Source organism: Aeromonas sp. FL131 (assembly GCF_049860615.1).
Lineage (GTDB): Bacteria > Pseudomonadota > Gammaproteobacteria > Enterobacterales > Aeromonadaceae > Aeromonas > Aeromonas hydrophila.
The window spans coordinates 1,771,025-1,784,316 of sequence record NZ_CP187595.1 but is presented as its reverse complement, the minus strand read 5'-3'; the positions used below and the strand labels follow the sequence as shown (position 1 = coordinate 1,784,316).

Annotated in this window: 9 protein-coding genes; 3 read left to right on the top strand and 6 right to left on the bottom strand. The window is 61.8% G+C overall.

The genetic code is table 11. From position 1 onward, the window contains the following. The first annotated feature begins 208 nt into the window (after window positions 1–208). From selD to ACPW75_RS08325, 3 genes are read left to right on the top strand one after another with little or no spacing between them, the layout of a single operon-like run. Window positions 209–1,246 (top strand): selenide, water dikinase SelD, encoded by a 1,038-nt coding sequence (gene selD / locus ACPW75_RS08335; protein ID WP_077095444.1) that lies wholly within the window; start codon window positions 209–211, stop codon window positions 1,244–1,246. Further along, window positions 1,243–2,343, top strand: coding sequence for a tRNA 2-selenouridine(34) synthase MnmH (mnmH, locus tag ACPW75_RS08330; RefSeq protein WP_077095445.1), 1,101 nt, complete (start codon window positions 1,243–1,245; stop codon window positions 2,341–2,343). Before selD ends, mnmH begins: the two co-directional genes overlap by 4 nt. A gap of 27 nt (window positions 2,344–2,370) precedes the next feature. After that, window positions 2,371–3,015 (top strand): MBL fold metallo-hydrolase, encoded by a 645-nt coding sequence (locus ACPW75_RS08325; RefSeq protein ID WP_024945381.1) that lies wholly within the window; start codon window positions 2,371–2,373, stop codon window positions 3,013–3,015. On the opposite strand, the gene ACPW75_RS08320 is transcribed toward ACPW75_RS08325, so the two are convergent. The 6 genes from ACPW75_RS08320 to ACPW75_RS08295 form a co-directional block, all read right to left on the bottom strand. Next, on the bottom strand, window positions 3,005–4,006 hold the full coding sequence (locus tag ACPW75_RS08320; protein WP_077095446.1) for an HD domain-containing phosphohydrolase: 1,002 nt from the start codon (window positions 4,004–4,006) through the stop codon (window positions 3,005–3,007). The genes ACPW75_RS08325 and ACPW75_RS08320 overlap by 11 nt on opposite strands. Beyond that, complete coding sequence (locus ACPW75_RS08315) at window positions 4,003–7,173, bottom strand: hybrid sensor histidine kinase/response regulator (protein WP_179101320.1); 3,171 nt, start codon at window positions 7,171–7,173, stop codon at window positions 4,003–4,005. Before ACPW75_RS08315 ends, ACPW75_RS08320 begins: the two co-directional genes overlap by 4 nt. 205 nt (window positions 7,174–7,378) lie before the next feature. Next, window positions 7,379–7,666 (bottom strand): 50S ribosomal protein L25, encoded by a 288-nt coding sequence (gene rplY / locus ACPW75_RS08310; RefSeq protein WP_024945378.1) that lies wholly within the window; start codon window positions 7,664–7,666, stop codon window positions 7,379–7,381. A gap of 106 nt (window positions 7,667–7,772) precedes the next feature. After that, window positions 7,773–8,639: a hypothetical protein gene (locus tag ACPW75_RS08305; protein ID WP_077095449.1), complete on the bottom strand. Its 867-nt coding sequence runs from the start codon at window positions 8,637–8,639 to the stop codon at window positions 7,773–7,775. A 66-nt stretch (window positions 8,640–8,705) separates the two neighbouring features. Continuing rightward, window positions 8,706–12,620: an ATP-dependent RNA helicase HrpA gene (hrpA, locus tag ACPW75_RS08300; protein ID WP_077095450.1), complete on the bottom strand. Its 3,915-nt coding sequence runs from the start codon at window positions 12,618–12,620 to the stop codon at window positions 8,706–8,708. Window positions 12,621–12,839: 219 nt separating this feature from the next. Further along, the gene (locus ACPW75_RS08295; RefSeq protein ID WP_016350742.1) at window positions 12,840–13,262 is read right to left on the bottom strand and encodes a CBS domain-containing protein; all 423 of its coding nucleotides are present in this window, start codon (window positions 13,260–13,262) and stop codon (window positions 12,840–12,842) included. Window positions 13,263–13,292 lie beyond the last annotated feature (30 nt).

Below are 13,292 nucleotides of genomic sequence, written 5' to 3'. Positions count from 1 at the left end.
TCCTGTGGCCCTTGGCGGGGCTGCGCCGGCGCATCTGTCGCCTCTCCTCCCCCGTCCTGCCAGACTGCCTTGCACGGCTGCCTGACATCGCTGCGCTCAAAGCCAGCCAAGGCCACCCGAATTTCGCGCGCATACGCGCACATTTGACGGCTCCACAGAGCCGCTGCACTTATTTGTACACACAAGTTTGCACACACAAGGGGAAAGTATGTCTTCCATTCGTCTGACCCAATACAGCCACGGCGCTGGCTGCGGCTGCAAAATCTCTCCCAAGGTGCTCGACACCATTCTCAAGAGCCAGATCCCGGGCTTTGACGACCCGACGCTGGTGGTCGGCAACAGCAGCAAGGATGACGCGGCCGTGGTCGATATCGGCAACGGTCAGGGTATCGTCTCCACCACCGACTTCTTCATGCCCATCGTCGATGATCCCTTCACCTTCGGCCGCATCGCCGCCACCAACGCCATCAGCGACATCTACGCCATGGGCGGCAAACCCATCGTCGCCATCGCCATCCTCGGCTGGCCCATCAACACCCTGGCGCCGGAAGTGGCCCAGCAGGTGATCGACGGTGGCCGTCAGGTGTGTCACGAAGCGGGTATTTCTCTGGCCGGCGGCCACAGCATCGATGCCCCCGAGCCCATCTTCGGCCTCGCAGTGACCGGTATCGTGCCGCTCAATGCCATCAAGCAGAACGACACCGCCAAGGTGGGTGACACCCTCTATCTGACCAAGCCGCTTGGCATCGGCATCCTCACCACCGCCCAGAAGAAGGGCAAACTCAAACCAGAACACGAGCAGCTGGCCCCCAACGCCATGTGCACCCTCAACAAGATTGGCCAGCGCTTTGCCGAGCTGCCCGGCGTACACGCCATGACCGACGTGACCGGCTTTGGTCTGGCCGGCCATCTGCTGGAGATGTGCGAAGGTTCCGGCGTCAGTGCCCGCCTGAACTTCAAGGCGCTGCCGCTGCTGGACGAGGTGGATTACTACCTGAGCGAGGGCTGCGTACCGGGCGGTACCCTGCGCAACTTCGACTCCTATGGTGACAAGCTGGACGCCATGGATGATCGCACCCGCAACATCCTGTGCGACCCGCAGACCAGCGGCGGCTTGCTGGTAGCCGTCGGTAAAGAAAGTGAAGCCGAGCTCCTCGCCATTGCCGCACAGGCAGGGCTGACCCTCTCCCCCATCGGCCAGCTGCAGGCCCGCACCAGCAACCAGTTCATCGAGGTTGTCCAATGAGTGCACTGCCACTGGCCACGGATTACGCCCGAATCTTTCTGGATGACGTTCCGCTCATCGACCTGCGCGCCCCCATCGAGTTCAAGGAGGGGGCCTTCCCCTGCTCGACCAATCTGCCATTGATGACGGATGATGAGCGGGCCCAGGTCGGTACCTGCTTCAAGCAGCAGGGGCAGGCGGCCGCCATTGCACTGGGCCATCAACTGGTCGGTGGCGCCGTGCGCGCCGAACGCCTCGAGGGCTGGCTGGCCCAGCTGCGCCGGCAGCCGGATGCCGTGCTCTACTGCTTTCGCGGCGGCCTGCGCTCGCAAACGGTGCAGCAGTGGCTGCATGAAGCTGGGGTCACCCGCCCGCGGATCGCCGGCGGCTACAAGGATCTGCGCCGCTTCCTCATCGACACCCTCGATGGGGCGGCAGCAGAGTGCCAGTGGACCGTGCTGACCGGCATGACCGGCTCCGGCAAGACCCACATGCTAACCGAGGTGGCCCAGGCGCTGGATCTGGAAGGCCATGCCCATCACAGGGGGTCGTCGTTTGGCCAGCTGCCCGGCGGCCAGCCCAGCAACATCAGCTTTGAGAACAACTTGGCCATCGAGCTGCTCAAGCGCCGCCAGCAGGGCGAGCAGACGTTCGTGGTGGAGGACGAGAGCCGTCTCATCGGCCGCTGCTGCCTGCCCAATCCACTGTTCGATGCCATGAGCCAGGCGCCGCTGGTGGTGGTCGAGGTGCCGCAAGAAGAGCGCGCCGAACAGATCCGCCAGGACTATGTACACGATCTCTGGCTGCGCTATCAGGCGATGTTTGGCGCCGAAGAGGGCTGGCCACTGTTTGCCACCTACCTCACCGATGCACTGGCCAGACTCAAGCGCCGGCTTGGCGATCAGGCCCATCGCGAGCTGGACGCCCTGATGCAGAGCGCGCTCGCCGAGCAAGCCAGCAGCGGTGATACCTCGCTGCACCTGGCCTGGATCACCCTGTTGCTGACCCGCTATTACGATCCCATGTACCTTTACCAGCTTGGCAACAAGCGCGAGCGCATCATCTTCCAGGGTGACAAGCAGGCTTGCCTCGACTTCTTTGCCGAGCAGCACGCCTGAATCAGCGGCCCATCAAGAGGACCCCATATGTTGAAATTCGAGGTGATCCCGGTCACCCAGTTTGCCCAGAACTGCTCCCTCATCTGGTGTGACGAGACCCATCAGGCCGCCCTCATCGATCCGGGCGGCGAAGCAGACAAGCTGCTGACCGCCATCGCCAAACGCGGGCTGACCCTGACCCATATCCTGCTGACTCACGGTCATCTGGATCACGTGGGTGCCGCTGCCGAGTTGCGGGAGAAAACCGGGGTGGCCATCACCGGCCCCCACAAAGAGGATGCGTTCTGGCTCGACATGCTGCCCCAGCAGAGCCAGATGTTTGGCTTCGCCCATACCCCCGCGTTCACGCCGGATCACTGGCTTGAGCAAGGTGACAAGGTAAAGGTGGGTCAATGCGAGCTGGAGGTGTACTTCTGCCCTGGCCACACCCCGGGTCATGTGGTGCTGCTCTCGCAAACCGAGCGGCTCGCCTGGGTGGGTGACGTGCTGTTTGCCGGCAGTATAGGCCGGACCGACTTTCCCCGTGGCGATCACGGGACGCTCATCAAGTCGATCACCGAAACCCTGCTGCCCCTTGGCGATGACATCGTCTTCATCCCCGGCCACGGTCCCAGCTCGACATTCGGCCGCGAGCAGGCAAGCAATCCCTACCTGACCCAACCTATCTGGTGATCCCCCGCTCCTCGCGGGTGTCCCACTGGGCCTTGAGGCGCAAGATCTCCGGCATGATCTCGAGAAAACAGGCGAGCAGCCGGGGATCGAAGTGCTGGCCGGCACCGTCACGCATCGTCGCCAGCACCTGCTCCAACGGCCAGGGTTCCTTGTAAGGGCGACGCACACTCAGGGCGTCAAACACATCGGCGATGGCCACGATCCGCGACGCCTCGGGGATCCCTTCGCCGGTTTCTCCTGCAGGGTAACCCGAGCCGTCCCACTTCTCGTGGTGATGCAGGGCAATCTCCGCCGCCATGCGGAAGATGAGCCCGTCTGAGCGCTTCAAGATTTCGTAACCGATGCGCGGATGGGTGCGCATGATGGCCCACTCCTCTTCGGTGAGGGGACCGGGCTTTTTGAGGATATGATCGGGGATCCCAATCTTGCCCATGTCGTGCATGGGGGCCGCCAGCTCCAGTAACTCGGACTGATCCGCACTCCAGCCTGCCGCGTCGGCCAGGGCTCGGGCATAGGCGGCCATGCGCCAGATATGTACCCCTGTGTCGGTGTCGTTGTAGTGACCCGCCTCGCTCAACATCACGATGGCAGTGCGGTAGCTGCGTTCGAGCTGATCGAGACGCACCAGCGAGAGGTGAGTGCGCACCCGGGCGCGCACCGTGCTTGGGCAGACCGGCTTGTAAATGTAATCCACCCCGCCCGCTTCGAACCCCTGGCTCTCGCTGTCCGGGTTGTCGCTCGCCGTGATGAACAGCACCGGGATCCCGGTGTGGGCCGGATCGGCCTTGAGCCGGCGGCACACCTCGTAGCCGTCCATGTCAGGCATGCGCACGTCAAGCAGGATCAGGGCCGGTTCGTGGCGCGCCACGGCGGCCAGCCCCTCCTCGCCGCCTTTGGCAAAAAAGAGGCTGTACTCCTCCTTGAGGATTTGCCGCAACAGCCCGAGGTTGCTCGGCTCGTCGTCGATGATCAACACGCGCGGTCGATTCATGATCCAGCTGCCTCCCGATTATCCAGATACCCCTCCAGCTTGCAGGTCGCGAGCTGGATGTCGAACAGCTCCAGGGCCGCACCGATCTCGCTCACCAGCTCAGCAGGCAAGTAACTCTTGGCCTGGCCCAGCGCCGGTTCAATCAGTTCCAGATCCTCGCTCACAAGGGCCTCACGCAGAGCGTGCAGGCACACCTCCTGCGCCTCACTCTGAGCCAGCGGGGAGCTGACGGCTCCCGGCTCTCGTCCGGCATAGAGGTCGATGGCCTGCTGCGCCCGTTCCAGCGCCTCCAGGAAGGGAGCCATCAGCTGACTGGTGTCTCCCCCCTGCTCGATGGCCTCATTCAGTTCTGCACTGATGCGCGCCACATCGGTGAGCGACAGGCTGCCTGCCACCCCCTTGAGCTTGTGTGTCAGGCTCGCGGCCGCATCAGTCTCGTGCTGGGCGATGTAGTCCGGCAGCACGGTACCGACCGTCATGTAGTCATCGCGGAATCGGCGCAGGTATTTGAGATAGACGGAGGCCTCGCCCCAGTTGCGAAGCCCGGTATCGATGTCAATGCCGGCCACCGGCTCCACGGCAGGTGGCACGTCGTTGATCGTGAGCGGCACCACGCTGTCGGGCAGGTAACGCAACAGGGTCGCGATGAGCTGCTCCACGTCAAGCGGCTTGGCGATGAAATCGTTCATGCCACAGGCCAGCGCCGCCTCGCGTTGGTCCTTGAACACCCCGGCGGTGAGTGCCAGCACGGGCGTCTCCTTGTGTCCCGGCAGCTGACGCAGGCGACGGGTCGCCTCGTAGCCATCCATCACCGGCATCTGCACGTCCATGAGCACCAGATCGATACGCTGCGCCGGGTCGGCAAGACAGGCCAGGGCCCGCTCCCCGTCGATGGCGGTGATCACCTCGGCCCCCTCCCGCTGCAACAGGCGGGTTGCCACCTCCAGGTTGATGTCGCTGTCATCGACCAGCAGTATGTGAACGCCAGGCAGGCGCAGACGGCGCTGACCGCTCTCCAGCAGATCCACATGCTCGCGCTTCTCATGAATGAGGCGTGCCACCGCGTTGTAGAGGCTGGAACCGGTGACCGGCTTGTGCAGCACCAGATCCACCTGCTCCGAGCCGGGGCGGCGCATCAGCTCTTCTTGGGAATAGGCCGTTGCCATGATGATGATGGGCGAGCGATCCTGCTGCTCGAAGGCTTGGCGAATGGCCACGCAGGTCTCGAGACCGTCCATGCCCGGCATGATCCAGTCGAGCAGGATCACGTCGAAACGCTCCCCCTGCCGCAACAGATGGTGCAAGGCCTTCTCGCCCGACTCCACCACCCGTGACTGCCAGCCGAGGGAGCCCACCGTCATTGACAGGGTGTCACGGGTCACCTGGTTGTCGTCGGCGATAAGCAGCGAGACGTGCTGCAACCGCTCGTGGAAGGCCTCAGGCCGCTCTACCTGCTCCAGCCGGACGCGGAACCAGAACTCGCTCCCCTTGCCCAGTTCGCTGGTGACACCGATGTCGCCCCCCATCAGGTTCACCAGACGGCGACTGATGGTCAGACCGAGCCCGGTTCCCCCAAAACGGCGGCTGGTAGAGGAGTCGGCCTGGGAGAAGGCATTGAAGATGTTGGCCTGCTGCTCGGGCGGAATGCCGATCCCGGTATCACGCACCCGAAACAGCAAGGTGGCCATGCCGTCTTGCTCGGCTTCCAGCTCGACCTTGACTTCCACCTCCCCGCGCTCGGTGAACTTGATGGCGTTGCCGGTCAGGTTGAGCAATACCTGCTCGAGGCGCAGGGCGTCCCCAACCAGGTGGGCGGCCTGCTCGGGGGCGCTGCTCACCACCAGCTCGAGGTGCTTGTTGCCAACGCAGGTGGACATGATGGCCGCCACATGATCGAGCACCTCTTCCAGGCTGAATGGCACCTGCTCGAGCTCGAGCCGGCCCGATTCAATCTTGGAGAAATCGAGGATGTCGTTGATGATCCCGAGCAGAGCCTGCCCGGCCTGATGGATCTTGCGCACCAGGGCGCGCTGGCCATCGTCGAGCCCCCCCTGTTCGAGCAGGTAGGCCAGCCCCATGATGGCGTTCATGGGGGTACGGATCTCGTGGCTCATGTTGGCGATGAAATCCCCTTTGACCCGCGCCAGTCTGGCCGCCTCCTGCTGCGCCAGCTGCTCCCGATGCCGGCTGAGCACCAACGAGGCCACTGCGGCGCCGAACAGCAACAGCAAGATGGCGCAAGTGGCCGAGATGATCCCCCAGATATGGGTTCGAATGGCCAGCAGCTCGCTGCGTGGCACCATGGAGGCAGCCTTCCAGGCCAGCTGATCGTGATTCAGTGCCGGGTACAGCGTGGTCCAGCTCCACAGACCGTCGGCGAGTTCAACCTGGCCACTCGAAGCACCCAAGAATGCCTGCCAGGCCTGGGGAGAAAACTGCTTCAAGGTGAGGTCCGGACGTTCGAGCATGAAGCCCCACTCTTGTGCCGGATCCGGGCTGCGCAACCAATAGCCATCCTGATTGAGCAGCATGGTGTGATCGGCGGCCCTGCCACTGCTGTTGGCGAATACCTTGAGCATACGGCCGGCCTGCACGTTGATGAGCAGCAAGCCCAGATCGCGATCTCCCAGGCGCAGACGCTTGGCAATACGGATCATGGGATTGAAGGGGCGATCGATCACCCCCTGCTCGACGTTGAGATCGAGCGGCGAGACGTAGATCCGCTCCCAGGGCAGCGCCATGGCATCGCGGAAATAGTAACGATCCTTTTTGTTTTGCAGCTGGTCATCGGGCACACGCTGCAGATGCTGGCCCTGACGATTGAAGCGCACCAACTCCATGCCATCCGGCGCCAGCCAGCGCACCTGGGCATAGTCAGGATTGCGGTTCATCAGCACGGTAAACTGGGCGGCAATGTTGTCACGTTCGTTGCGACCCGCCGCCTCGAGCAGGATGGGCTCTTCAGACATGCTGCGCACATGGCGCAGCGGCACCGCCAGTTCGTCGTCGAGACGACCGCTGGCGAGCGACAGGAAGGTGCTCTCATCACTGCGTACACGGTAGAGCTCGCGCTCGATCAGTGCGTCACCCAGCAGATACCCACCCACCAAAACCAGTACCAGAATGGGTGTGAACAGCAGGAAATATCCCCGTATGATTCCCTTCATCACGGTCAACATTACCCCGTATTTGGACTTGTTCGAATACTTTGTAGATGCCAGAGCATCACAATTGGTGTGTTGCTGTCAATCATGCCTACAAGTAAAGACTAACAGTACTATTTGAGTATTTTATTTTTATCGGGGAAAAACGCTGTAAAAACAAAGAGGCCACCCGTTTGGGTGGCCTCTTTACTGGAACGTTCGTTGTCGATTAGACGCGAACGAAGTCCAGGTGAACCAGCTTGTAACGTACCGGGTGACGCTGGATAGCCTTCACTTTCACGTTAACTTCTTCGCCGTTGATAACCAGAGTCAGTACAGACTCGTAGAATTCCGGCTTTTCTTGGGCCAGGATGAATTTCTTGTGGTCAACAGTGATGGACTGGGCTTCTTTGCCTGCACCGTAAACGATGGCAGGAACTTGGTCAGCATGACGCAGGCGGCGGCTCGCACCTTTCCCCAGGTCAGAACGGACTTCAGCTTGGAATACGAAAGACATAATGTTTATCTCATATGGATGAATGTATGGTGTTGACTGCGACCGGTCAGCACCTCGCAAAACGAGGGCGCATACTATCACGGGCCCCTAACAGTGACAAGAGACCTTAACGCCCCTGCTCCAACCGGGCAAAGCGCTGCTGCCGCTGGGCCGGGCTCAGGGCATCGAAGCGGGCCAGGGTCTGCGGCGCCGGACAATACAGGGTGTCTCCGGCCTTGACCCGAATGCCGTTGCCCATCAGCGCCCGATTGTCATCGACGATGGCCAGCAGATAGCTGTAGGTATCCCCTGCCGCCCCCGTCACGGTACCGCTCTGGGCCAGCATGGCGGCGATACGCCAGAGCGTCTCCCCCGCCGCAACCTGATGACATACCCGTTTGCCACCCGCCGCTGGTGCCGCCAGCGTGAGGGTACTGCCGGTCGGCTCGCTCGCCAGTGACACCAGCGCGGGATCCTGCCCCTCACCAGCTTGAGCAAGCAGTATCGCAGGCGCTTGCCAGTCCTCTGCTCGCAGATTCAGAACGGCCAGCAGGGGCTCGGCACCCTCTGTACTATTGCTACGGGGCTGACCTGGTCGCTGCGGCGCGGCAAACTCGGCCATGAAGGGGACGCCAAGGCTGACCACCTCTTGCTGCGCATGGTGCTGGTAAGGGGGAACCACAACGGGTGCCAGCCCGTAGGCTGCCTCGTCAATGCGCCTTAACCTGGCCAGATAGGCCTTGGAAAGCTCGGCCTCCCCTTCGAACAGATCGAACGGTGGCACCAGCCTGGCCGGAAACAGCACCTGCCAGCGCCCCTTCTTCTTCTTGAGTTCCAGGGTGGGAAATTGATTGCCCCGCCAGGCCACGAACATGGCGGGCGGGGTACGTTGCAGCGGGTAGTATTCCGGGTTCAGTTGCACCCAGGTTTGCTCGGCAATGGGTTGATAGCCACTGATGTTGACCATCGCCATCCCTAACCAGATTCCAAGCATCCTTGCTCCTCCGTCAGCGTCCAACCGGCCGGTAATACGGCACCGGCTCCTCTCCTTTACAGCAGATTAGCACTGAGCGATAGCGTTCAGCACCCGTTTATCGGAGACCGGATAGGGGGTTCCCAGATTCTGGGCAAAAAACGACACCCGCAGCTCCTCGATCATCCAGCGAATATTGGCCACCTCGGTGGGAATAAGCTGGGACTTGGGGATCTTGGCAAGCAGCGCCTTGTACTCCAACTCCACGCTGTGCACCTTGAGCATGTAGACCCGATCCCGGTTGGGATCGATGGCAAGCTTCTCCAGGCGCCGCTCGATGGCCCGCAGGTAGCGCAGCAAGTCAGGCAGCCGCTGCCAGCCGGTCTCGGTGACAAAACCCTTGTGGATGAGGTTGCCGAGCTGCTGCTGGATGTCGGACATGGCAAAGGCGGTGTCGAGCTGCATCTTGCCCTTGAGCCGTTTCTTGATCTCATGGGACAGCGTCAGTACGGCTTCCACCTGCTTGGCCACCTCTACCACCGCATCGTTGAGCTCGGCGCGGACATACTCCTTGAGTGCCTCGAAACCGGCCTCGTCCCACGCCATGCCGCCGTGCTGCTCAATCAGCTTGTCACAGCCGCAGGCGATGCAATCATCGATAAGCTCCGCCACCTTGCCAAACGGGTTGAAATAGAGCCCCAGCTTGGCCTTGTTGGGCAGCTTTTCCTGCAGATACTTGATGGGCGATGGCACGTTGAGCAGCACCAGCCGGCGCTGGCCCGCCCACATCAGCTGCTGCTGCACCACCGGGCTCTCCACCAGCTGGATGGCGACCGAATCCTTCTCGTCTACCAACGCCGGATAGGCCTTCACCTCGAACCCGCCGCGCTTCTGGCTGTACTCCTGGGGTAGCTCGCCAAAGCTCCACAGAGTGAGACCGGACTGCTCGATGTCATCGTCCGCCACTTGTGACAGGGTCTCCTGCACCTTGCCGCGCAGCGACTCTTTCAATGCCTCCAGATCTTTGCCTTCCGCCACCTTCTTGTGCTTGTCGTCCACCACCCGGAAGGTGAGTTTCAGGTGATCGGGCACCGCAGCCCAGTCCCAGGATTCACGGGGCACGGTCACACCCGTCATACGGCGCAGCTGGCGCTCCATCTCGTCCAGCAGCGGCCCCTGTTCAGGGTTGATACTGGCGAGCAGTGCATCGGCATAGTTGGGCGCCGGCACGAAGTTCTTGCGCATCGGCTTTGGCATCGACTTGATGAGAGCCACCAACAGCTCGTGACGCTGCCCCGGGATCAACCACTCGAACCCCTTTACCTCCACCTGATTCAGGAGCGGCAGCGGAATATGCAGGGTCACGCCGTCCGCCGCCTCCCCCGGCTCGAACTGATAGGTCAGCTTGAGCTTGAGACGCCCCTGCTGCCAGAAGTTGGGGTAGTCGAGATCACTGATGTGGGCCGCATCCCCCTTCATCAACATCTCTTTCTCGAAGTTGAGCCGCTCGGCGTCCTGCTTTTGCGCCTCTTTCCACCACTTGTCGAAATGGCGGCTTGATATCACCTCCTCCGGCAAGCGGGCATCGTAGAAGCGGAACAGATCCTCGTCATCCACCAGGATGTCGCGCCGACGAGACTTGTGCTCCAGCGCCTCCACCTCGGCCAGCAGCTTGCGGTTATCGCTGAAGAAGCGGTGGCGAGTCTCGAAATCCCCCTCCACCAGGGCGCGACGGATAAACAGCTCGCGGCACAGCGCCGGGTCGATGCGGCTGAAGTTGATGGTGCGCTCATTGACCAGCGTCAGGCCATAAAGCGTCACCTTCTCCTTGGCCATTACGGCGCCGTTTTTCTTCGACCAGTGAGGGTCGCTGTGGTGCAGCTTGATGAGGTGTCCTGCCAGCGGCTCCACCCATTCGGGTTCAATCTTGGCGTTGATGCGGGCGTAGAGGCGCGAGGTTTCCACCAATTCTGCGGCCATCACCCACTTGGGCGGCTTCTTGAACAGACCCGAGGCCGGGAACAGGTGGAAGCGGCCGTTGCGGGCGCCGAGGAATTCAGGTTTTTCCAGATCCTTGTTGCCGATGTGGCTCAAGAGGCCGGTCAACAGGGCGCAGTGCACCGTCTTGAAATCTGCCGGTTCATGGTTGGCTTTAAAACCAAGCTCCTTGACCGTCTGGCGCAGCTGGAAATGGATGTCCTGCCATTCGCGCACCCGCAGGTAGGAGAGAAACTCCTTCTGGCACATGCGACGGAACGGGTTGCTGCCGAGCAGATCCTGCTGCTCTTTCAGGTAGTTCCACAGATTGACGAAGGCGAGGAAGTCGGAATCCTTGTCCTCAAAGCGTCTGTGCTGCTCGTCGGCGGCCTGTTTCTTCTCCATGGGCCGCTCGCGGGGATCCTGAATGCTGAGGGCAGCAGTGATCACCATCACCTCGCTCAGACAGCCGGTCTGCGCCGCGCTGATCACCATCTTCGCCAGACGCGGATCAAGGGGGATGCGCGAGAGCTGGCGACCGGTCTCGGTCAACTGCAGTTTGGCTTCGCGATCGCCGGTGGCGGGCAGCTCGCGCACCGCCTCCAGCTCTTTGAGCAGGGTCAGGCCATCCTTGATATGGCGCGACTCGGGTGGCTCGACAAAGGGGAACGCCTCCATGTTGCCAAGGCCGAGCGCCAGCATCTGCAGGATGACGGAGGCCAGGTTGGTGCGCAGGATCTCGGGATCGGTAAAGGCCGGGCGGCCATTGAAATCCTCCTCGGAGTAGAGACGGATACAGATACCGTCCGCCACCCGGCCACAGCGACCTTTACGCTGGTTGGCGCTGGCCTGGGAGACCGGCTCGATGGGCAGGCGCTGCACCTTGGTACGCCAGGAATAGCGGCTGATGCGGGCGGTGCCCGGATCGATCACATAACGAATGCCCGGCACCGTCAGCGAGGTCTCCGCCACGTTGGTGGCGAGCACGATGCGCCGTCCGGCGTGTTGCTGGAACACCTTGTTCTGCTCGGCGTTGGAGAGACGGGCGTAGAGCGGCAGTACCTCGGTATCGCGCAGGTTCAGCTTGCGCAGGGCATCGGCAGTATCACGGATCTCCCGCTCACCGTTCATGAAGATGAGGATGTCCCCCAACCCCTCGCGGGCCAGCTCTTCCACCGCATCGAAGATCCCCTGCAGCTCATCGCGCTCCTCCAGCCCTTCACTTTTATCACTGCTTTTTTTATCAACAAATAGCGGACGGTAGCGCACCTCCACCGGATAGGTGCGACCGGAGACCTCGATCACCGGCGCCTTGTTGAAATGGCGGGAGAAACGCTGCGGGTCTATGGTGGCCGAGGTGATGATCACCTTGAGGTCCGGGCGCTTTGGCAACAGCTGCTTGAGATAACCCAGAATGAAGTCGATGTTGAGGCTGCGTTCGTGAGCCTCGTCGATGATGATGGTGTCGTACTGGGTGAGCATCCGGTCGTTCTGGATCTCGGCCAGCAGAATACCGTCGGTCATCAGCTTGATGTGAGTCTGCTCACTCACCTGATCGGTAAAGCGCACCTTGTAGCCCACGTAGTGGCCGAGTTCGGACTCCATCTCTTCGGCAATACGGGCCGCCACGGTGCGGGCCGCCAGACGTCTTGGCTGGGTGTGACCGATGAAGCCCTTCACCCCGCGCCCGAGCGCCAAACAAATCTTGGGGATCTGGGTGGTTTTGCCCGAGCCGGTTTCACCGGCGATGATCACCACTTGGTGCTCTTCAATGGCTTTGGCGATCTCCGCCTGCTTCTGGCTGACCGGCAGGTTGTCCGGATAGGTCACCTTGGGTACGCCCGCCAAACGGGATTGGTAGCGCGCCTGTGCCGCATCCAGATCGGCGGCGATGGTCTCAAGCACGGCGGCCTGTTTGCCCTCGGGCAGCTTCTTGGCTCCGTGCAGACGGCTGGAGAGACGGCGGGCGTCGAGATTCATGCAGGCTGGGAGACGGCGGCGCAGCGCCTCGATAGAGAGAGACAAGGTACGAATTCCTTAAAAGAGTGCCCGGCAAGAGGGCCATATCGATAGCTTCGAGCGATCCTAAAGAGCGAGGCCGGAGGGCGCAAGCCTTAAAGCGGCCGCGAGGGCGATGAAAGAGACGTTATCCGGGTAGCAAGCCCTTCATTACGGACTCACCATAAGAAAGAGCAGGCCAGATGCCTGCTCTTGGGATGACAACAGTGCCCCCATCAACCGGGTTCAGGCCCGCGCCTTGCGCACGAAGCAGGCTCCCAGCTGGGCGTGGATGGCCTGCATCACGTCGTGGCGGCTGATGACCCCGAGCAGATGCCCCTCCTCCACCACCGGGTAGATCTTGGGTTTTTGCCCCATCATCATCTCGGCCAGCTCCAGGATGCTGGTATCGGGGCCGACGGCCAGCACCTCCTTGCGCATCACGTCCCGTACCTGGGCCACCTGTTCACAGTGATAGGCCTCTTTCAACATGACGGCAATGCAGTCTTGCTCGGAGACCCAGCCCACCAAGTGACCCCGCCCATCCACCACGGGGCCACCAAGCTGACGGCTGTTGAGAAATTTTTCCACCGCCGCCTGCACCATCATCTCCGCGCTGAAGGTGATGGGCCGAGTCTGCATGTAATCCTTTGCTTTGAGTGATTCCATCGTGCATTCCCCCAACCGGCCTCCCGGCCG